Annotated in this window: 15 protein-coding genes and 1 pseudogene; 11 read left to right on the forward strand and 5 right to left on the reverse strand. The window is 74.0% G+C overall.

Features of this window, described 5'->3' with window-relative positions; translation table 11 throughout:
• Position 1 precedes the first annotated feature (1 nt).
• Genes E0F75_RS21580 through E0F75_RS21595 form a run of 4 tightly spaced genes read left to right on the forward strand, consistent with a single transcriptional unit; the run spans position 2 to position 2,820 of the window.
• Positions 2–409 (forward strand): roadblock/LC7 domain-containing protein, encoded by a 408-nt coding sequence (locus tag E0F75_RS21580; RefSeq protein WP_229312772.1) that lies wholly within the window; start codon positions 2–4, stop codon positions 407–409.
• Positions 406–762 (forward strand): DUF742 domain-containing protein, encoded by a 357-nt coding sequence (locus E0F75_RS21585; protein ID WP_187624198.1) that lies wholly within the window; start codon positions 406–408, stop codon positions 760–762. The genes E0F75_RS21580 and E0F75_RS21585 overlap by 4 nt, the downstream gene beginning before the upstream one ends.
• Positions 743–1,366 carry an ATP/GTP-binding protein gene (locus tag E0F75_RS21590; protein WP_187624199.1) on the forward strand — a complete coding sequence of 208 codons (624 nt, stop codon included), beginning with the start codon at positions 743–745 and terminating at the stop codon, positions 1,364–1,366. Before E0F75_RS21585 ends, E0F75_RS21590 begins: the two co-directional genes overlap by 20 nt.
• Positions 1,363–2,820: a cytochrome P450 gene (locus E0F75_RS21595; RefSeq protein ID WP_187624200.1), complete on the forward strand. Its 1,458-nt coding sequence runs from the start codon at positions 1,363–1,365 to the stop codon at positions 2,818–2,820. The genes E0F75_RS21590 and E0F75_RS21595 overlap by 4 nt, the downstream gene beginning before the upstream one ends.
• A gap of 54 nt (positions 2,821–2,874) precedes the next feature.
• Here E0F75_RS21595 and E0F75_RS21600 read toward each other — a convergent pair whose 3' ends face one another.
• Positions 2,875–3,927 (reverse strand): hypothetical protein, encoded by a 1,053-nt coding sequence (locus E0F75_RS21600; protein WP_187624201.1) that lies wholly within the window; start codon positions 3,925–3,927, stop codon positions 2,875–2,877.
• A 314-nt stretch (positions 3,928–4,241) separates the two neighbouring features.
• The gene (locus tag E0F75_RS40425) at positions 4,242–4,505 is read right to left on the reverse strand and encodes a hypothetical protein (protein WP_308189593.1); all 264 of its coding nucleotides are present in this window, start codon (positions 4,503–4,505) and stop codon (positions 4,242–4,244) included.
• A 33-nt stretch (positions 4,506–4,538) separates the two neighbouring features.
• Between E0F75_RS40425 and E0F75_RS21610 the strand changes: the two are divergent.
• Positions 4,539–4,906: pseudogene (locus E0F75_RS21610) on the forward strand (alanine--tRNA ligase-related protein); the annotation flags it as partial.
• A gap of 689 nt (positions 4,907–5,595) precedes the next feature.
• Here E0F75_RS21610 and E0F75_RS21615 read toward each other — a convergent pair.
• Positions 5,596–6,081: a VOC family protein gene (locus E0F75_RS21615; protein WP_187624202.1), complete on the reverse strand. Its 486-nt coding sequence runs from the start codon at positions 6,079–6,081 to the stop codon at positions 5,596–5,598.
• A gap of 182 nt (positions 6,082–6,263) precedes the next feature.
• Positions 6,264–6,944 (reverse strand): hypothetical protein, encoded by a 681-nt coding sequence (locus E0F75_RS21620; protein ID WP_194481425.1) that lies wholly within the window; start codon positions 6,942–6,944, stop codon positions 6,264–6,266.
• A gap of 344 nt (positions 6,945–7,288) precedes the next feature.
• On the opposite strand from E0F75_RS21620, the gene E0F75_RS21625 reads away from it, so the two are divergent.
• From E0F75_RS21625 to E0F75_RS21650, 6 genes are all read left to right on the forward strand, one after another.
• A complete protein-coding gene (locus E0F75_RS21625) occupies positions 7,289–9,682 on the forward strand; it encodes a SpoIIE family protein phosphatase (protein WP_187624203.1) in 2,394 nt (797 codons plus the stop codon).
• 92 nt (positions 9,683–9,774) lie between these two features.
• A complete protein-coding gene (locus E0F75_RS21630) occupies positions 9,775–10,458 on the forward strand; it encodes a transcriptional regulator (protein ID WP_229312773.1) in 684 nt (227 codons plus the stop codon).
• A 252-nt stretch (positions 10,459–10,710) separates the two neighbouring features.
• The gene (locus E0F75_RS21635) at positions 10,711–13,902 is read left to right on the forward strand and encodes a type 2 lanthipeptide synthetase LanM family protein (protein ID WP_187624204.1); all 3,192 of its coding nucleotides are present in this window, start codon (positions 10,711–10,713) and stop codon (positions 13,900–13,902) included.
• Between the two features lie 91 nt (positions 13,903–13,993).
• Positions 13,994–14,194: a hypothetical protein gene (locus E0F75_RS21640; protein WP_187624205.1), complete on the forward strand. Its 201-nt coding sequence runs from the start codon at positions 13,994–13,996 to the stop codon at positions 14,192–14,194.
• Positions 14,195–14,267: 73 nt separating this feature from the next.
• Entirely contained in the window at positions 14,268–17,480 is a 3,213-nt protein-coding gene (locus E0F75_RS21645) for an AAA family ATPase (RefSeq protein WP_187624206.1), read from the forward strand.
• Positions 17,481–17,718: 238 nt separating this feature from the next.
• Positions 17,719–19,632: a BTAD domain-containing putative transcriptional regulator gene (locus E0F75_RS21650; RefSeq protein WP_187624207.1), complete on the forward strand. Its 1,914-nt coding sequence runs from the start codon at positions 17,719–17,721 to the stop codon at positions 19,630–19,632.
• 93 nt (positions 19,633–19,725) lie between these two features.
• Here E0F75_RS21650 and E0F75_RS21655 read toward each other — a convergent pair.
• A partial coding sequence (locus tag E0F75_RS21655; protein ID WP_229312774.1) for a prolyl oligopeptidase family serine peptidase occupies positions 19,726–21,716 on the reverse strand: 1,991 nt, incomplete at its 5' end.

Genomic DNA, 21,716 nt, shown 5'->3' on the forward strand with positions numbered 1-21,716 from the left:
CATGCTGCCACTGCCGAACATGGACTGGATGCTCAAGGAGCTCGTGGGCGGCGTCCCGTACGTACGACACGTCGTCGTGCTGTCGGCGGACGGCCTGTGCATCGGGCAGTCGAACACGGAGCCCGACACGGCCGACGCGATCGCCGCGGCCTGCTCCGGCATCCAGAGCCTGGCGAGGGCCATCGCCCAGCGGTTCCCCGAGGGGGACGGCTCGACGCGGATGGTCGGGATCGAGGCCGACGGCGGTTACTTCTCCCTGATGGCGGCCGGCCCTGGTGCCTACCTCGCGGTGCTCGCCGACGACCAGGTGGACGCCGGCCTGCTGGGCGACCGCATGCGGACGCTGGTGGTCCGGATCGGGCAGCACATGACCAGCCCTCCTCGTGAGGACGTCGGGCAGGCGATGTGACATCGGAGAACCAGGACCCCTGGAATGAAACCGATCCCGTTCCGCTCTACGTCATTACCGGGGGCACGGGTTCCGCGGCGAACACCTTCAACCTGGTCACCCTCATCGCGACGCGCTCCGAGCCCGACTCCGCGATGCAGCCCGAGCAGGCGGCCATCCTCACGATGTGCGCCTACCCGCTCTCGGTGGCCGAGGTGTCCGCGTACCTCAGCCTTCCGTTCAGCGTCGTCACCACGCTGCTCTCCCAACTCGTCGAGGACGAACGGGTCGAGGCCATCGCACCCGTGCCCGTCGCGGCATTTCCCGAACGCGGCCTGCTGGAGGCGGTGATCCATGGACTACGCAAGCTCTGACGTACGCGATGCCGGCCCACGCGGCTCGGACATGCCGCTGCCCCACAGTGCCAGAGGCGTCAAGGTCGTGATCGTCGGAGGCTTCGGCGTCGGCAAGACGACCATGGTCGGAGCGGTCAGCGAGATCCCGCCCCTGACCACCGAGGAGACCATGACGCAGGCGGGCGTGGGCATCGACCACAACCCCGGCGCCCAGGGCAAGAACACCACGACCGTCGCCATGGACTTCGGACGGATCAGCATCAACGAGGAGCTGATCCTCTATCTGTTCGGGACGCCCGGACAGGAGCGCTTCTGGTTCCTGTGGAACGGCATCTTCGAAGGCGCGCTCGGCGCCGTCGTCCTCGTCGACACCCGCAGGATCGAAGTCTGTTTCGAAGTCATCACCCGCCTCGAGGACCGCCGCGTCCCGTTCGTCGTGGCCGTCAACACGTTCCCGGAGGCCCCGCACCACCCCGTAGAAGACCTGCGCGCTGCTCTGGCCCTCAGCGAATCCGTGCCCATGGTCACCTGTGACGCACGTGACCGGGCGTCCTGCCGTGACGCCCTGCTGTCGCTGATGGTCTACCTGCGCACCCTCGCCGCCGCCCAGGAGACCGCATGACCCTGCCACCCGCCGAACACACCACCGCCACGCCCGGGGCGATCCCCCCTCCGGGCTGCCCGGCCCACGCCGCCACCGGACCCGGCGGAGCGACCCGTCTCTACGGCGGCGCCGCCGAGACGGACCCCATGGGCCTGTACGAGGAACTGCGCGCCAAACACGGTCCGGTGGCGCCCGTGCTGCTCGACGGCGACGTACGAGCCTGGCTCGTCCTCGGCTACCTCGAGAACCGCGACGTGGCCAGCCGACCGACCCAGTTCTCCCGCGACCCCCGTGTCTGGCACGGCTGGCGCAGCGGCGAGATCGACCCCGCCACCTCGCCGCTGGTGCCGATGATCGGCTGGCGCCCCGACTGCGTCTGCGCGGACGGCGAGGAACACCAGCGGCTGCGCGGCGCGGTCACGGCCGGCCTCAGCCAGTTCGACCACCGCGGCATCCGCCGTCACATCACCCGCTTCGCGCACGAGGTGATCGACACGTTCTGCGAGGACGGCGAGGCGGAACTGGTCGGCCAGTTCACCGAGCACGTCCCCATGCTCACGCTGACCCACCTGCTCGGCATGTCGGACGAGGCGGGCCCCCGGCTCGTCCACGCCGCCCGTGACCTCTTCAAGGCCACCGAGACCTCGCTCGCCAGCAACGCGTACGTCCTGGAGAGCCTCGCGCAGCTCGTCGACGCCAAGCGGGTACGCCCCGGGCAGGACATCGCGTCCGCGCTGATGGCCCACCCCGCGAACCTGTCGGACGAGGAGGTGCAGCACCACCTGCGCCTCATCCTCCTCGCCGGGTACGAGACCACCGCCAACCTCATGTCCAACGTCCTGCGCATGGTGGTCACCGACCCCCGGTTCCGCGGATCGCTGGCCGGCGGTCAGATGACCCTGCCGGAGGCGGTGGAGCAGGTCCTCTGGGACGAGCCCCCGCTGATGGTGTGCCCCGGCCGCTGGGCCAACGGCGACACCACCCTGGGAGGACAGCAGATCAAGGCGGGAGACATGCTCCTGCTCGGCCTCGCCGCCGGAAACGTCGACGAGGCGATCCGCCCGGATCCCGCGACGGCGGTGCACCACAACCGCGCGCACCTGTCCTTCAGCGCCGGCACCCACGAGTGCCCCGGCCAGGACATCGGCCGCATCATCGCCGACACCGGCATCGACATCCTGCTCACCCGGCTCCCCGACATCGCCCTGTCGATCCCCGAGGAGGACCTCACCTGGCGCTCCTCCACCTGGTCCCGGCACCTGACGGCCCTGCCCGTGAGCTTCGCCGCCCGCGCCCCCCAGGACTTCGACGTCCCGAGCCCGCTGCCGGCCCCGCCGGCCCCGAGCGTCGGGACGCCTGCGGCGCCGCCGTGGCAGACGGCCGAGCCGGAGCCCTCGCCCGAGCCGGAGCGCCTGCCCGAACCCCGTCCCTCGTGGCGGACGCGGCTCAAGCGCCTTCTGCGGATGAGGTAGGCCGCACGCCGAGGGGGCTGCCGACGCCTGTCCGTCGGTATCCCCCTCGCCGGATCAGGACCGCTGCCGCTGTTCCGGTACGGAGAGGTCAGTGGCGGCGTAACGGGGTGCTCCCGTGTACCAGGCGTGGAGGCCGGACAGGAAGCCACAGGCCCCCTGGAGCCAGGTCTCCAGTTCGGCCCGCTCGTCGTGGTCGAGACCCGATCGCCGTACCAGCTGCGGCAGTTCGCTCTGCCGGAGGTGCTCGAAGTCCCGCAGCCGGGTGTTCACCAGGTTCAGGGCGGCGGGTACGGCGTCGTGGAGGGCGATGCCCAGGGACGTACCGAGGACCACGACCAGGTTGTTGACGTCGTGTTCCTCGTTGACCTCCCGCTCGTACGACGCGAGGTCGTTGGCCAGCCCCATGTAGTCCATGAAGGCGTCGAGCAGGGCCCTTACGGTACGGCTGTGGCGTATCTGCTCGGGTATGCGCGCGCCGGTGGCCAGCTCGACGGAGTACGGGGCCGTGTGGGCGGCGAAGCTCTCGCGCCGGAACGGGGCGTACTCGATCAGGTGGGGGACACGGCCGCCGCGGCTGTTGACCAGCTCCTCGACTCCCGCGTCGACGTAGCGCACCAGGGCCCGGTTGAACTCGTGCCGCCAGTGCGCCAGTCGCGGCGGGAAGAAGTACCGCTGCAGATCGGCGATGCCCCGCTCGACCGGGTTCGACGGCTCGGGCGACCGGGCGCCGTGGCCGAGGTCCGGTCGCAGGAACTCGTGGAGCCGGGCGGTGAAGGCCACGGCGCCGGGCAGGTCACCGGTCTGCTTGAACGCGGCGGCGAAGTAGTCGTCCCAGGCCAACGCCCAGATGTTGAAACGGTGGTTGAGCCGGAGGTCGGCGAACGAGGCGTCGGGCAGGGCCCAGGAGGTCAGCTGGTCGACCGTCATGGCATGGAACTGCGAGCGGGTCCATATGGGGGGATGGCCCGACGGTCCTTCCGCGCCGGCCAGCATGCCCATCGCGCGCGCCCACGTCTCGCTCTCCTCGTGCAGGGCCGACAGATACGGATTCACCCGCAGCGGATAGGGCATCCACAGCCGGGGCTGCTCGAGAGCACGCACTGTCATGGGGACCAACCTCCTTCTTCGTTCGGCCGCGGAGGGACGCGGTTGGGCTGTGTGCACTCCCGCACGAGGTGACGGCCGCAGTGCCGTGACGCCGGACGATGCCCGGCCCGCGGCCCTCCAAACCTGCCCGCCACCGTCGATCGTCAACCCCTCAACTGTTCCTGACCAGTATTCAGAACAGCTTCATGCGGAAGGAAACGATCCTTCTGGAGAACGTTCCGTAATTCCGCGCAAACTGTCGTCATCCTCCCCGGGGGGCGGCGGCCGAGTGCCCTTCGGGCCTCGGACGAGTATGCAGAGGAGGGGGGCGGCCATCACGACGACCCCCGCCCACACGGCCCGCGCCGGCCGTCGACGAAGGACTCCTGGACCGCGCGGATCGGCGCCCGACCGAGGGAGCCGGCTCCGCCCGCCCCCTCGACGGCGTTCGCGACGCCTTCGCGGGCGGTGCCGAACTCGCGCGTGACGTCGTCGAGCGCGGAGGCGACGCCATTCGACCGCGACGCCCGCCGCGGGCACCGGACGGAGAAGGGCCCGAGCGGGATCTCGTCGCGGCGGGCTCGTGGCTCGTGGCTCACGCCCCGGGCCCTGGTCGGCCGCGGGGAAACCGCGTGCCCGAACGACGGCGGCGCGTTACCGTCGCTCGCCGCCGCATCACCGGATCGACCCTGCTGCCGCCGGGCGACCCGGTCCTGTTCACCACCTCCGGCATGCACCCGCTCACCCCCTACCTGGAGGGGCGCCCCCACCCGATGGGCTGGTGCCTCGTCAACGTACAGCGCTGTCTGCGCACGACGGACCTGGAGGAGGTCGGTGACGCCACCCATCTGACCGTCTTCGAGATGCTCGGGACCTGGTCGCCCGGCGGCTACGAGGGCCCCGGAGCCTCGAAGGGGCATACGACCTGCTCACCGGGGGCCTCGGCATCGACCCGGGCCTTCTCCACGCCACGGTGTGCGGTGATTCCCCTCCGTACGGCCGGGTTCACCCGTGACGGTGGACCCGGTCCGAGCCGCCCGCGCGCCCCGGGCCGGATCGGGCACGGTGATCTCCATGCACCCCCGCCGTACGACGTTCCTCCTGCTCTCCGTACTCCTCACGGCCGGCTGTGTGGCCGTTCCCCACCCGCCGCCGTCCCGGCCTCAGCCCGCGCCCGAAGGGCCGGCGCCGGCCGCCGACCGGCCGCCGGCACCGATCCCGACGCAGGTCCCCGCATGGCCCGTGCCCGCGCAGCCCGTTCCGCACGAGGAGATCGCCGACACGGAACCGCTCCCCGGCACGCCGACCGGGAGGCCGAGGGGACGGCCGGCCACCCAGGAGGTCGTGGGAGCCGCCGAGGTTCCCGCCGCCGGGCGGTCACCGGAGCGGCGAACGGCGCCGCCGCCGACGCACAGAGGCGCGAAGGCCACGCGGAATGCGGCGAACCCGGCTGCCGGGAAGACCCGTACACGGACGGAACCCCGGGCGGCGGTACCGTCCGGGCGAGGGACGACGCCACGCCCCAAGGCGCCGCCCGCCGCGCGCGGTGGGCCGCAGCCGACGAACGCGGGGACTCCGGCGATGCGCCAACTGTGCCGCCAGGCCGAGGACATCGACGCTCCCATGGGCGCGGCCGACCTGTGCCGCGGCATGTACGGCCGCTGACGGCGAGCAGGCGCGGCCGGGGGATCAGGCGCCGTTCGACCCGGAGTTCATGGACTCCAGCGCTTCCTTGGCCCGCTTTCCCATCTCCTCGGCCGGGACGTCCTCGATGTGCGAGGCGACGTTCCACCGGTGCCCGAAGGGGTCCTCGAACTGGCCGGTGCGGTCGCCGTAGAACTCGTCCTTGACCGCCGACAGTTCCTTCGCGCCCTGGGCGAGTGCCCGGGCGAAGACCGCGTCGACGTCCGACACGTACACGTGCAGGGTGACCGGCGTGCCGCCGATCGTCCTGGGGGAGCGGAACCCGATCTCCGGGAACTCGTCCGCGAGCATGATGACCGAGTTCCCGATGGCCAGCTCCGCGTGACCGATCTTGCCGCCCGGGGCCGGCATCCTCATGCGCTCCTCGGCACCGAGCACGGCCACGTAGAAGTCGATCCCGGCCGCGGCTCCGTCGAGGCAGAGGTACGGCGTGACCCGCGGATACCCCTCGGGGATGGGTTGTACGGTCACGGTGCGCGCCTTTCCCGACAGGGCGGTCGCCTTCGACCGCCACCTCCGCCCACTGATATCCCGGCCCCCGGGCCACGCACCGAAGCCGCGCGGCGGGCGACCCCGGGATGCCCCGAAGAGCGGCAGCGGCGACGGCGCCCCGTGAAGTGGCGGCGGAGATCGCCGGACCCCTCGGGTGGGGTTCAACGGCCGGCGCCGCCTCCGTACAGCCGCAGGTCACGGCGGCGCGCGACATGACCGCGCCAGCCGGCCAGCAGCACCAGGACCGTCCAGGCGACGAGGCCGCCGATGAGCCCGTCCAGCCGGCCGGCCGCGTCGACCTCGTCGGCCTGTTCCATGGGCACCTTGCCGCGTGAGTCGCGCACGACGGCCAGGCGTTCGCCGACGGCAGGAGCGCCGCTGCCGCGATAGACGAACCTCTCCGCCAGCTCCTGGCCGTCGGAGCCGCGCAGGGTCAGTTCGTGGTTCTTGCCGCCGGTGCCGGCGGCGCTGTCGGCCACGACGACGACGTTCTCACGGACCCCGTACCGTTCGAGCGCCAGTTCGGGCGCGTACTGAACCGCGCCGACCAGCACGAACAGCGCCGGTGCGACCGCGAGCAGCACCAGCCAGATGCCCCGGTGCAGCAGGTGCAGCAGCATCCCGAAGGCCAGGCACAGCACCACTCCGGTGCCGATGGCCACCCCTTCCGCGCTCGGGACGAGGAACGAGACGCCCGAGACGACAGCGGCCGACCCCCAGACGTACAGCACAAGGGCGAGGGTGCGACCCACCGCCGTACGCGGTCGGGCGGACCGGCGCACGGAGGCGGGCGGATTGCCGGCGCCGGGTGGTGCTGCGTTGCCGCGTATGGCCTCTGACATGCACGCTCTCCTGATTCTGGCCGCCCCTGACGAGTGGGGCGGCCGGCGACGGTGCACGATAGCCGACGGGTGGGCCGAACCCGTGGGCCCTGCCGCCGCCCCGCCCTCCTGCCCCCCTGTCCCCCTGCCCCCTGCCCCCCGCCTTCGCCTCCTCCCCGGCCCCGCCTCCGTCGCGCGGGCGCCGGGCGGGCGACGTATCGTCCGAATATGCGTGACGAGCGCGTATCCCGCCGTCGACCGCGCTCCGGGCCGCCGGGCCCGGACACGCGGGCCGGTCGGCTCCGCCGCGCTCCGCGTCCGGACCCGCGCGGTGCCGTGCCGGCCCCCGCAGGCGGGTGAGCCCCGTGGACGAAAGCGCGGGCAGCGGCACCGAGGACGTCTTCGCCGACGGCCGGATGGCCGCCGTGCTCACCGGTCTCATGCGGGACACCGAAGCCTCGGTGGGGCTGGTCTACCTGCTGATCCCGGGGGACCGGATGCTGCGCCTGGTGCTCATCTCGGGCCTGTCCCGGGAGATCGCCGCGCCCTGGGTACGGATCCCGGTCGACGCCCCGATCCCGGTCGCCGACGCCATCCGCGAGCGGAAGCTCGTATGGCTGAGCGGCCTGCAGGACATCGCCCACCGCTATCCGCGGATCGGGATCGTGCTGCCGTACGACTTCATGCTGGCGGCGGTCCCCATCGCCGACGACACGACCGTATGGGGCGGTGTCGTCCTGCTCTGGCCGGTCTCGCACGCGCCGGAGCTCGACGCGCGCGAACACGAGACGCTCGACGCCCACGGCCGTCTGTCGGCACGGTTGCTGCGGCGGGCCGCCGACCAGGATCCCCCACCGCCTCACCCCACCGAACCGTTGGTCGTCCACCCGGAGCGCCCCTCCGAGGCCGACCCGGCCCTCGCGGCGGCCGCACTCGACCTCGCGGAGCGGCTGCCGGTGGGGTGTTGCGCCCTGGACCTCGACGGGCGCATCACGTTCATCAACACCGCCGGCGCCGAGCTGGTGAACGCCGGCGCGGCCGCGCTCCTCGGCAGACGGCCGTGGGAGACGCTGTTGTGGCTGAACGACCCCGCCTTCGAGGACCGCTACCGCGCCGCGGTCGTGACCCGGCGGCCGACGTCGTTCACGGTGCTGCGAGGGCCGGCGACGTCGTTGCTGTTCGAGCTCTACCCGGACGCGACCGGCATCAGTGTGCTCATGATCCCGAAGGCGGACGGGGCACTGCCCCACGACGGGCCGCCCGGGCCACAGGACGGGCCCGTCCCCTATGAGGGCTCCGTCCGCGGGGCCGCGACGGCCCCCGGGGATGCGGCTGCTCCCGGGGCCGCGACGGCCCCCGCCTCAGGGACCGCCCCCGCCTCAGGGACCGGTCCGGGCTCCGCGACCGCCCCCGCCTCAGGGACCGGTCCGGGCTCCGCGACCGCCCCCGCCTCAGGGACCGGTCCGGGCTCCGCGACCGTCCCCGGCTCAGCCGCCGCCCCCGCGACCGCCTCCGTCCCGACGCTGCCGAACCGCCCCGGCGAGCCGGTCGGTGCGACCGCCGTCTACCAGCTCATGCATCTGGCGGCGTCCCTGGCCGAGGCGGCCGGCGTGCGCGACGTCGTCGATCTGGTCGCCGACCAGATCGTGCCCGCGTTCGGCCCGGAAGGCCTCGTTCTCATGAGCGTCGACGAGGGCCGACTCCGCGTCATCGGCCACCGCGGCTACAGCGACGAGTTCATCGATCACTTCGACGGCAAGCCGCTCACGGCGCCGGTCGCCGACGCCCAGGTGCTCTCCACCGGCGTCCCCGTCTTCTTCCCCACGTACGAGGACCTTCGCCGCGCCCATCCCCAGGCCCCGCGCTACGAGGGCCGCCACGCCTGGGCGTTCCTGCCCCTGATCGCCTCCGGCCGTCCCGTGGGCTCGCTGGTCCTCTCGTACGGTCGGCCTCGTCCCTTCCCGTCGGCGGAGCGCGCGCTGCTCACCTCGCTGGCCGGGCTCATCGCCCAGGCCCTGGACAGGGCCCGGCTGTACGACGCCAACCGCTCGCTCGCGCGGAGCCTGCAGAACGTTCTGCTGCCGCACCATCTGACCTCGCTCCCGGGTCTCGACGTCGCCGCCCGCTATCTGCCGGCGGGTCACGGCATGGACATCGGCGGGGACTTCTACGACCTCGTCCGTGCGACTCCGACCTCCGTCGTCGCCGTCATCGGTGACGTCCAGGGACACAACACGACCGCCGCCGCGCTCATGGGGCAGGTGAGGACCGCCGTCCACGCGCACGCGACGGCGGGCGCGTCACCCGGCGGCATCCTGGCGCGCACGAACCGGCTGCTCGACGACCTCGACGCCGACCGCTTCACGAGTTGTCTGATCGCCGAGTTCGACCTCGCCCGACACCGGCTGCGACTGGCGAGCGCGGGCCATCCGCCGCCGCTCCTGCGCCGGGCGGACGGCAGCGCCGAGGTGCTGGAGGTCCCGCCGGGGCTCCTCCTGGGGATCGCGACGGATGTCACGTACGACACCATGGAACTGCCCTGGGAGCCCGGCTCCGTGCTCGCCCTGTACACCGACGGTCTCGTCGAGGCTCCGGGCCTCGACATCGGCACCGCCATGGCGGATCTGGCGGAGCGGCTCGGGGTGTCGGGCGCCCCTGATCTGGACCGGCTCGCGGACGAGCTGACCCTGCATGTCAGGGACGCCGCGCACAGGACCGACGACGTGGCCCTCCTCCTGGTACGGAGACCGCCGCGGTAGCCGACGCCGTCGTCCTCGCGGTGACTCGGGCCACCGGCTTCGTGTCGTACGAGGCAGGCCCCGCCCCGACCCGGCGACCTATGCTCTGAAGTGTGGTGAACCCCAGCGATCTCCAGGACTCCTCGGCCGGCCCCGTCGGCTCCGCCCCCGAGCTGCTCGCCCTGCACGCCGTACGGCTCAAGGGCGTGGCCGACGACGAGGAGGCGGCGGCGCGCTACGGGCTCGACCCCGAGGTCGTACGGGAAGCGCTGCTCGACCACGAGGCGAGGGGCTGGGTGACCCGGCGGGCGTTCGCCGGGACGCGGGGGTGGACCCTGACCGACTCCGGCCGGGCCGAGGGGGAGCGGCAGCTCGCCGGGGAGCTGGCGGGGGCGGGGCTCGGACCCTTCGTGCGGGAGCGGTACGAGACGTTCCTCGCCCACAACGCCCGTTGTCTCCGGGCGTGCACCGACTGGCAGTTGCGGCCGGACGGCGCGGGGCGGCTGGCCGTCAACGACCACGGGGACGCGGCGTGGGACGGGCGGGTGCTCGACGAACTCACCGAACTGGGCGGGGTCATCGACCTGCTGTCGGAGGAGCTGGGGACGAGGATCGGCCGCCTCGACGGGTACGGCCCCCGCTTCACGGGCGCGCTCGCACGGGTCCGGCGCGGCGAACTGTCATGGGTCGACCGGGTCAAGGCGGACTCGTGCCACACGGTGTGGATGGAACTCCACGAGGACCTGCTCGCCACCCTCGGCATCGCCCGAGGCGAGGAGCCCGCGGCGCGCTCCTAGGGGGTGTCGTGCCGGGCTCGCGGCGTGCCGCTGCATCCCGTACGCGTCGTCGGCGATCGCGGTGGGGCGGCCGGCGGCGTTCTTGGTCCGTCCGACCGGCGGCCGACCCGGCTCCCCCACGCGCGGCCGTCGGCCTCCGTCGCCGTCCGGTGGAAAACATGGGGGGATGTTCCCCATGCCCCGCGGGCCCACCCCGTACGAGGATCGGACGTGGCCCGGAGCGGGGGGCCGGGTCGGTTCGAGGAGGGGGCGATGGCGGTGAGAGCCGGGCATGAGCGGGCGGCGACGTCGCTGTCGGCGATCGAGCGGTGGTGGGACAGCGGGCTGGTCCGCGACGACGGGGACGCGGAACGGCCGGACTGGGCCGTGCTGGCCGAGGAGGCCGTGGCCGCCGCTCCCGAGAGGGCCGTGGCCACCGTGCCCACGGGGGAGTTGCCTGGGCTCAGCGGATTCGAATGGGTCCTGCGGCCGTTCACCGGCTGTGCCGGGGCGCGGTTGGAGCGGTGTCTGTCGGGCCGGGCGCGCGAGCTGGTGGACATGACCGCCGTACGGGACGACCTGGAGCGGCAGCTCAGCGGCAGGCTGGCGCGGGCCGCCGCGCGGACGCTCGTCCTCGAACTGCACGAGGCGCGTAGCGCCGGGCGGCTCGAAGGGGACGACTCGCGGGCCCGGTTCCGGGACTTCCTGGCGCGTACCGCTTCCCGGCGCGGACTCTCCGACCTGCTGGCCGGGCGTCCCGTACTCGCGCGGATCCTCGGGAGGGCGGCGCTCGACGCGGCGGATGCGGTGGCGGAGGCGCTGGAACGGCTCGCGGACGACCACGCCCTGCTGATGACCTCCGGCCTTCCGAAGAAGTCCGGCGGCGACCCGGGGCCGCTCGTGGGCATCGGGCCCGGCGCCGGCGACGGCCACCGGGGCGGGCGCACCGTGATGCTGCTGAGCTTCGCCGACGGCACGCGGCTGGTGTACAAGCCACGCCCCCTCGCCGTACACCGCCACTTCAACGACCTCGTCGCCTGGTTCAACGGGCTCCCCGGCACCGTGGACCTGCGCACCCTCCGGCTGCTCGACCGGGGCGCGTACGGATGGGTGGAGTTCGTCGCCGCCCGCCCCTGTGCCTCATCGGCGGAGGTCGAGACGTTCTACCGCCGGCAGGGCGCGCTGCTCGCGCTGCTGCACCTGCTCGACGGGACCGACCTGCACCACGAGAACCTGATCGCCGTCGGCGCGCACCCGGTCCTCGTCGACGTGGAGACCCTGTTCCATCCGCCGCTGCCGGGCTCAGACACGTCCGACCCCGCGGCCCGCGCGCTCCACGGCTCGGTGCACCGGGTCGGGTTGCTGCCGCAGCTCCTGGTCGGCGACCACAGTGCTCTGGACGTGTCCGCGGTCGGCGGTGGCCGTGAGGGCGTGTCGCCCGTCGAACGCGCGGACTTCGCCGACGCCGGCACCGACCGGATGCGACTGGTGCGCAGGGCCGGGACGTTCGGCGAATCCGCCAACCTGCCAAGGGCGGCGGACGGCGGGCCCGTCGACCCGGGAGCCCACATCGACGCGCTCTGCGCCGGGTTCCGGGCCGGGTATACGGCCATGGGCGCGGCGGCGGGCGAACTGCACGGCGACTCCGGCCTGTTGAGGTCGTTCGAGGAGGACGAGGTACGGGTGGTCGTGCGTCCCACCTGGGTGTACTCGCTGCTGCTCGACGAGTCGACGCATCCTGACCTCCTGAAGGACGCGAACGCTCGCCAGCGTGTCCTGGAGACCCTGCGGACCGAGCAGTTCGGACCGGTCCTCGCACCCGGTGTGATCGACGAGGAGATCGCCCAACTCTGGTCCGGAGACGTGCCGTTGTTCACCGCCAGGCCCGGTCGCGACGGCCTCTGGGGTGCACCCGGACGACCGCCGGCGGACCGTACGGACCTGCCGGGCATCGCCCGCGTCACCGCGAAGCTCGACGCCCTGGACACCGTCGACCGGCAGGACCAGGAGTGGATCGTACGGGCGGCGATGGCGACGACCTCCCGCGTCCCCGCACACCGGCCGGTCGCGGGGCGGCGCACCCGTACCGCGGGACGCGCCCCCGAGCCGGAGCGGCTGCTCTCGGCGGCCAGGTCCGTCGGGGATGAGCTGGTCTCCCTCGCGTACCGCGAAGGGCCGCGCAGCAACTGGATCGGCCTGGAGCTTCTCGACGACCGCTACTGGCGGATCGGTCCGATGGCGGCCGACCTGGCCGACGGCTACACCGGACCGGCGCTGTTCCTGGCCCAGTTGGCGGCCCTCACCGGCGCCGGACACTACGCGGAGGCCGCCCGCACGGCCCTGACGCCGATGTCCGGCCTGCTCGAAGCGCTGCACGCAAGGCCCGAGGAACTCGGCGCGGTGGGCTCGGGGGCCTTCTCCGGACTCGGCGGCATCGCGTACGCCCTCGCCGAGACGGCACGGCTGCTGGACGATCCGGAGGTCGGCGCCTGGGCATCGGGCGCACTGCGGCTGGCCGCCGCGGCGACCGGGGTCGAGCCGGAGTACGGGGTGGGCGCGGGGCTCGCGGGCGGTCTTGTGGCGCTGACGGCCGCGCGCGGCGGTCGTACGGGTACGGGAACGAGCACGGGCGCGGGTACGGGTGGCGGTCCGGGCGCTGATCCGGAGATCGTGCGGGCTGCGCGGGCCTGCGCGGACCGGCTGGTCGGCGTCGCCCACTCTGTCGCGGCCGCCGAACCCGTGGATGCCGAACTTACCCCTCTCGGGCGGGGTTTCACGGAGGGGACTGCCGGGATCGGATGGGCTCTGATGAGGTTCGCCGAGGCCGAGGAAATCGCCGGTGAATCCGCCGAAGCCACCGTCGGGGACACCGCGGGGGCGGGGCGCCGGGCGGCCGAGCGGTACCGGCTGGCGGGACTGTCCGCGATCCGGGCGGCCGTCGGCGCGGATGCGCCGGACCGCGGCCCGGGTTCGGGCGGTGGCCCGGGTTCGGGCGGAGGCCGCAGGGGAGCCTCCGCCCCCACCCCGGGTGCCGGACTCGCGGGCACCGCCAGGGCCTCGGCCTGGTGCCGGGGAGACGCCGGCATCGCGCTCGCCGTGCTGGACGCACCCGGCGCCCTGACCGACCCGCACCTCGCGGCCTGGGCGCGGGGGACCGCCGAGCGACTGGGACAGAACGGGGCGGCTCCCGACGACAGCCTGTGCCACGGAGAGGCCGGCCTGTGCGAACTCCTCGGCCATACCGCGCTCCCCGAAGCGCGACCGCATTGGCTCCGCCGAGCAGGGGCGCTCCTCGCCTCCGTCGAGGAGAACGACGCCAGGAGCGGCGCCCCGGACGGAGTCCCGCACCCCGGCCTGTTGACCGGTCTCGCGGGGATCGGCCACGGACTCCTCCGGGCGGGATTCCCGGAGCGCGTACCGTCGCTCCTCCTCCTGCGCACCACGGAGGGGTACCAGGACCGCTGAACCGCACCACGGACGACCGCAGGGCACACACGACCCGCACCATCCACGGCACGACCACCACTCCCGCGGACACGAAGGACGAGTGAGGACCATGCAGATCAGTGACTCGGTGACGTACGTCAACGGCGGCGCCGGCGCGGAGGCCGCGGCCCAGGACGACCCGGTGGGCGAGGTGACGCTCGGCACCGGCGGCATGCTGGGGCGGCGCAGCCGGCTGCTCAGGACGGCCGATCTGGACACGGTCGCCACGTGGGACATGCCCTACACCACGGGCACCATCACGGTGTCCTGACGCGAGAGCGGGCGTGGGCCGGGGGCTCCCCGGCCCACTGCCGTGCACGAAAAGGATCAAGTAGCCTGCGGACATGCGTGCGACGTCGTCGGTCATCGTGGGGCGGGACGCCGAGATCGAGTTACTCGACGAGGCCCTGGAGAGCGCCCGGAGGGGCGCCGGAAGGGCCGTGTTCCTCGTCGGCGAGGCGGGGATCGGCAAGTCCAGGCTGGCCGGCGAGTGCGCTCTTCGCGCCTACGACCGGGACATGCCGGTGCTGCGCGGCCGCGCCACGTCCACCGGGCTCGTCGTCCCCTTCCGGCCGCTGGTCGAGGCACTGTCCTCACGGTTCCGGGCGGCCGGAGCACCGGACGATCCGGAACTCGACCCCTACCGGCCCGCCTTGGCCGGCCTGGTGCCGGAATGGCGGGCCGCCGCGACAGCGCCCGGATACGCCATCTCGCTCGTCGAACTGGCCGAGGCGCTCCTCAGGCTGCTCGCCGTGCTGGGGCGCGAACGCGGCTGCGTGATCCTCCTGGAGGACCTGCACGACTCCGACACCGAGACGATCGCGGTCGTCGAGTACGTCGCCGACAACGTGGCGGACCTCCCGGTCCTGCTGGTCGGCACGCTCCGGCCCGATCCGGGACCGGCGCTGGACCTCGCGCTCGCCGCCGAGCTGCGCAACACGGCCTCGGTGGCGGAGCTGGGGCCGCTGGACGAGACAGCCGTACGGAACATGGTGGACGCGTGTCTGGACGCGGCCCCGGGCGAGGTGCCCCCGGCCGCACATCGGCACCTCTCGCAGCGCGCGGGCGGGAACCCGTACCTCGTGGAGGTGCTGCTGGCCGACCTGCTGGACATGGGGCGGCTGAGCAGGGCGGACGATGGATGGCTGCTCGCCGACCACGGCGAGGCGACCGTTCCCACGGGAGCGGTCCGCAGCTGGGCGCGCCGTCTCGCCCGGCTCGACGAGCCGGTGCGCGAACTGCTCCTCATCGCGGCGACGCTCGGCGGCCGGTTCTCGGTCGGGGCGCTGAGAGTGGTGACCGGGCTCGACGACCGGGCCCTCTTCGCCCACCTCCGGTCCGCCTCCGAGGCCGGGATCATCGCCCCGGACGGGGCGGCCCACGACCACTACACGTTTCGACATGTCCTGACCGCGGACGCGCTCAGGGCGTCGTTGCCGCCCGCCGAGCAGGCCGCGCTCGCCCGCCGCGCGGCCCAGGCGATCGAGGAGTCCGCCGTCCCGCCGCTCTCCTGTGATCGGCCGGGCGAACTCTCGGGAGAGCAGCGCCAGTTGGTGGCCACGCTCCGACTCGCGGCCGGTGACAAGGTGGCGGCCTCCCGACAGTTCGCCCAGGTCGGCCGACAGATGCTGGACGCCGGCGCCTCGGGATCGGCCGCCGTGCTCCTCGAACGCGCCCGGGGCCTCGCGGCCGACGGAGAACGGGACGAAGTCACGGTCCAACTGGCCATCGCCCAGGCCGAGTCCGGGCGGACCGACGTGGCTTCCGCGCTGCTCGACGACCTGGCACCGGTGCCGGTCGGATCCCCCGCGGCGGAGGAGCGGGCCCAGGCGCACACCCAGGTCGCCTGGGTCGCGACGATGGCCGAGCGGCAGCAGGAGGCACGGCGCCGGATCCGGGCGGCCCGCGCCCTGCTCGGGGCCGAGCCGCGCCCGGAGCAGGAGGCGGCGCTCGTGGTCGTCGAGGGCCATCTGGCGCTCCTGCCGGAGCAGGACGGCCAGGAGGGCGTGGGCAGCGGACCGCGTCCGGCCGACCGAGACGGAGAGGGCGACCCCGGGAGCCCGGCCGGCCGGGGCGGAGAGGGTGCCGGACGGGGCTCGGCGGGCCGGGGCGGTCGCGAGCGGCTGAAGGAGGCGGAACGTTCCGCCAGAAGCGCCGCGCTCACCGCGGAACAGCGCGGCCGGCCCGTCGTGGCCTGCCAGGCCTGGCAGCTCCTCGCCCTGCTGTCCCGGCAGCGCGGGTTCGACGAGGCCGACGCCTGTCTGGTGCGGATGCTGGAGGTCGCCGAGAAGCACCGGCTCGCGGTGTCGCGGGCCGAGGCCCTGGTACGGCTCGGCACCAACGCGTTCATGCGGACCGGAGAGGCGACGCAGCTGGAGACCGCCCGCGCGGCGGCGCACGAACTCGGCTCGCTGACCGTGCTCCAGACCGTCGACGGGCTGCTCGCCATGCAGAGCGTCCTCGCCGGACGATGGGACCGGGCCCGGGAGATCGTCGATCGTTCCGTGGAGGCGAGTGCCCGCCTCCAGAACCTGTCGGCGCACCGCTATCTGCTCCTCGTCGACGCCACGCTCGCCGCTCACCAGGGGCGGGGCCGCGAACAGGAACGAGCCCTCGTCCGGTTCCGCCGCGCGGGCGGCGAGGAGTCGATGCTGGTACCCCTGCAACGTGGACTGTGTCAGGCCGTCGGCGCGCTCATGGCGGAGGACCGGAGACGGGCCGCGGCCGAGCTCGACGCGGCGCTCGCCTGGGAGCGGGAGCACCCCAGCTTCTTCTACCTCAGCGGGCGGTACGGGCTCCGCCCGCTGTTGCGGATCCTCGACGGCGATCGCACCGGTGGGAAGGCGGGGGGCGACGGGGAGGCGGGCGGCGGTGGCGGCACGTACGGAGGCGGCGGCGCCCACGGAGGCGCCGGCGGAGGCCGGGAGGCGTATCGGGAGGCGCTCGCCTCACCGGGCGGTCAGTTGGCCTGGAACCGGATGTTCCTCGGGATGGCGGACGCGGTCCTGCGCGGCCGGGACGGCGACCCCGACGGCGCGCGGCGCGCGGTGGAGGAGGCCGGCCGCGCGGCGACGGTGTTCCCGCAGGCCTGGCATCTCGCCCTGCGGCTGGTCGCCGAGGCGGCGCTCGCCGACTCCTGGGGCGAACCGGTCGCCTGGCTGCGGACGGCCGAGGAGTACTTCCACGAGGCGGGCGTACAGCCCGTGGCCGGCGCCTGCCGGGCGCTGCTGCGGCAGGCGGGCGTCAGCGTGCCGCAGCGCCGGGGCGGCCGGGAGCGGATCCCGGCGGAGCTGCGCACCGCCGGCGTCACGCCGCGCGAGTACGAGGTGTTCGTGCTGCTCATGGAGCGTCCGGGCAATCTGCAGATCGCCCAGCGGCTGTGCATCTCGCCCAGGACTGTGGAGAAGCACATGGCGAGCCTGATGGCCAAGACCGGCTGTGTGGACCGCTCGGCGCTGTGCGCGCTGTCCGCGGAGCGGGCAGAGGACGGGGGACCGGCCGGGCCGGCCGGGCTGGCCGGGCTGGCCGGGATCGCGTCCCGGCGGCCGTCGGCCTGACCCGGAACCAGACGGCGGGCCCCGACTGCCCGCACCCCCGGTCCAGTGCCGGTCCGGCGATGTGGGGGCTCGGCGGACCCGGGATGGGGGGCGTTCCCGACCCCATGGGGGCCCGGTCCCCCAGGACGTGTTCCGCGGCGGTGCGACTGTGAGGGTCCGGTACCGATGTGTGAAGGTCCGGCGCGACGGATCATCGAGCAGACCGACCAACTCCCGTCACCATACGGAGGTTCGCTCGATGCCGAGTCCGTCCGCGCCGCCCGCCGTCTCACCCGGCACACTCCGGTTCACCGTCCTCGGCCCCCTCACGGTCACCCGGGGTGAACGCGCCTTGCCCCTGGGCCCGTTGAAGCAGCGCATGGTGCTGGCGACGCTCTTGGCATCCGTCAACTCCCCGGTCTCCGTCGACGCGTTGACCGAAGCGGTCTGGCCGGAGGAGCCCCCTCGTACCGCACGCAAGAACATCCAGGTGTACGTCAGCGCCCTCCGCGCGCTGTTCGGGCAGGACGACCGGGAGGCCGGGGACCGGCCACGGCTCACGCACACCGGAGGCGGATACGTCCTGCGAGCGGCGGAGGAGGAACTCGACCTCCTGGGGTTCCGCTCCCTGGTACGGGCCGCCGAGGGGCAGGCGCCCCAGGCGGCTGCCCGACTGCTGAGACAGGCCCTCGACCTGTGGCAGGGGCCACCGCTGGGCGACGACCTCCGGCAGTCACCCACACTGGCCGAGGAGGCCGAGCGGCTGAGGTTGCGGCATGTGACGGCGTACGAGAGCTGGGCGGAGGCGGAGCTGGAGCTGGGCGGCGCGCCGGCCGTGGTCGAGGGGCTGCGCGACCTGGTGGAGCGGCATCCGCTGAGGGAGCGGCTCCGCTCCGCGTGGATGTGTGCGCTGAGCGGCTCCGGCCGACAGCCGGAGGCGCTCGCGGTGTACGACGACTACCGGCAGTTGCTGGCCAGGGAGTTGGGCCTGGAGCCGAGCGGCGCCATGGCCGCCCGCTACCGGGCGATCCTCGCGGGGGACACCCGGGCCGCCGGGGCGGGCACGGCCGGCGGGCCGCCGGCTGGGAGACCTCCCGTCGCCCCGCCGAAGGCGACCGTGCTGCTGCCGCCCGACCTGGTCGACTTCACGGGACACGGCGAGGAACTCCACGACGTACTCGACCTGTTGGAAAGTGGCGGTGGCGGTGGCGGTGGCGGTGGCGGTGGCGGCGGTGCGGTCGGTGGCGTCCGTACGGGCGAGGCGGGAGACGCGGGCGATGTCGTGCTGCTGTCCGGCCCCGCGGGATCGGGGAAGACCACGCTGGCGGTGAGAGCCGCCCACCTCCTCGGCAGCAGCTTCCCCGAGGGGCGGATCTGCGTCTCCCTGCGGGACACGGAGGGCCGCACCCGGCCCGTGTCCGCCGTACTCGCGGAACTCGGCGAACGAACAGGTCGGACCGGACTGTCGACTCCCGAGGCGTGGCGGGAGTGGCTGGCGCAGCACCGGGTGCTGGTGATCCTGGACGACGTACCCGAGGAACGCGCCGTACGAGCGCTGCTCCCGTGCGGCGGACAGGGCCGGGTGCTGCTCACCGCACGCGGCCAACTGGGCGGTCTCGCACCGGTGCACCGGATCACCGTCCCGCCGCTCGACACGGCCGAGGCCGTACAACTCCTGGCCGGGCTCGTCGGCCTGCGGCGGGTGCGGGCAGACCGGGAGGCCGCGCTGCGGATCGTACGGGCGTGCGGCGGGTCGCCGCTCGCGGTCCGGGTGAGTGGGATGCGGCTCGCGGTGCTCCGCCACGTACCGCTGCGGGAGTTCGCCGACCGGCTGACGGATCCCACCGGCGCCCTGGACGAACTGACCGCCGGGGACGTGTCCGTACGGCAGCGGCTGGCCCACGGCTGGGAGACGCTCCCGGAGGAGCGGGGCAGGGACGCGGGCCGGCTGGCCGCGGGCACCGGGGACGGCCCGTTCGGCCTGACGGAGGCGGCGGAGGCGCTCGGCTGCGACGAGCGGCATGCGGTGAGGGTGGTGGAGGCGCTCATCGACGCGGGAATGGTCACGTCGCCGGGCGGCGAGGTCACCGCACACGCGGCGCAGTACGACATGCCGCACTTGATACGGCTGTACGCACGGGGCGCGGGGTACGGGACACCGGTGTTGACGTAGGGGCGGCGGTCGACGGGGGCGGTGGTCTCGGCGGCGCGCACCGGCCGAGCGCGGCGCCGACGCGTCGAGGCCGTGACGCGTCGGCGCCGGAGGTCACCGCGGCGGCGCACCCGCGGCGGAGCCCGGGGCCGGGAGGCCCACGTGGGACGCCAGGAAGGCCAGGCACTCCGCCTGGAGTGCCGCCGCGCGGGACGCGGCCCGGTCCCCGTGGCCGACGCCGTGTTCGAGTCGCAGCAGGATCGGGCCGTTGCCCGACGTGGCGTGCTGGAGTGCGGCGCACATCTTGCGGGCGTGCAGGGGGTCGGTGCGCGTGTCGCCGTCCGCGGCGGTCAGCAGCACCGCCGGGTACGCGGTCCCGGGCATGACCCGGTGGTAGGGCGAGTAGCCGAAGAGCACCGGCAGCCGCGCCGGATCCTGCGCGCTGCCGTACTCCGGCGTCCAGCTGGGGCCGAGGCCGGACAGTTCGTAGCGGACCATGTCCAGGAGCGGGGACGAGCACACCACGGCGGCGTACTTCCCCGGTTCCTGGGTGAGGGCCGCTGCGACGAGCAGCCCGCCGTTGGAGCCGCCCATGATCGCGATCCGGCCGGGCTCGGTCCAGCCCGCCTCGACCAGCCGGTCGGCCGCCGCGGCGAAGTCGTCGAACGTGTTCTGCTTGTGCGCCCCGCTCCCTGCCCGGTGCCACGCCTCGCCCTCCTCGCCGCCGCCGCGAAGACCCGCCCAGGCGAACACCCCACCCGCCCTGACCCAGGCCAGGACCTGCGCACGGTAGCGGGGCGACATGGTGCGGCCGAAGCCGCCGTACCCCGTGAGCAGCACGGGGCGCGGCCGGTCCGGGCGCCCGCTGGGGGAGATCACGAACATCCGTACCGTCGTCCCGTCCCGCGAAGGGAACGCGACCTGGCGGGTCACCGCGCCGCCCGTCGTCGGGCGGTTGTCCGCCGCACCGCCCGTCGCCGGACCGCCGTCTCGCGGACCGCCGGCCGCCGGGCCGTCCGCGTCCCGCTGCCAGCGCCTCAGGCGGCGCGTACGCGCGTCGAAGTGGAGTACGCGTACCGGCGTGACGAAGTCCGTGTACGCGAACCACGCCTCGTGACCGTCCGACGCCACGGCCGAGAAGTCGCCGACCGCACCGGTGCCGGGGAGCGGCACCGTGGCCACCTGACGGCCCTCGACCAGGTCGTGCAACGTCACCTCGGCCACGGTGTCGCGGGTCCAGGCGACCAGGCCGAGGGGGTTCTTCAGCTCGGGACCGGAGAGCACGACCAGGTGGGTCAGCACCGCGTCCGGCCGTTCGGGGACGACCTCGTGCCAGGCGTCGGGGCCCAGGTGGAGCTCGTCCGGCCGGCACGCGACGACGCGACCGCGCGCCGCGTCGCGGTCGGTGCGGAGCCACACCCGGTCCGCCGGGCCCGTACCGGGCACGGCGTGCAGCCGGGTGGCGGCCCCCATGCCCTCCTGGACCGGCCGAAGCAGCGGCCGGTCGAGCGGCGCGGCCGACAGATCGGCCAGGTAGAGGTCGGTCCCACGGCCGGTGCCGAGCGTGGCCGTGATGCCGAGCCAGCGGCCGTCCCCGGTCACGGAGACGCTGTAGAACCGGGTCTTGTCCCGCCCCTCGCCGAAGACCACGGCGTCCGCGTCCGGTGACGTGCCGACCCGGTGCAGACAGACCCTGCGGTGGTAGCGCTCCTCGCCGGGGTTCAGCCGGGGATCCAGCCGCCGGACGTAGTAGAACGCCCCGCCGCCGGGAAGCCAGCCGACCGACGACTTCCGCACCCGGTCCAACGGGCCGTCCACGACCTCGCCGGTGGTCACGTCGATCACCCGGAGCAGCGAGTCCTCCGTGCCGTCCCGGGACACCTGACAGGCGACCAGATCGCCCTCCAGGGAGGGCTCCCAGGCGTCGAGGACGGTACGACCCGACGGGTCGAGGACGCTGGGGTCCAGCAGCACCCGCTCCGAGGCGGAGGCGGAGGCGGAGGCGGAGGCGGAGACCGGGCTCGCCCCCGTCCCGGACCCCGTCCCGGACCCCGTCCCGGACCCCGTCCCGGCATCCGCCCCGGCCCCCGCCCCGGCCCCCGCCC

Origin of the sequence: Streptomyces sp. CB02980 (assembly GCF_014451325.2) — a bacterium.
GTDB lineage: Bacteria > Actinomycetota > Actinomycetes > Streptomycetales > Streptomycetaceae > Streptomyces.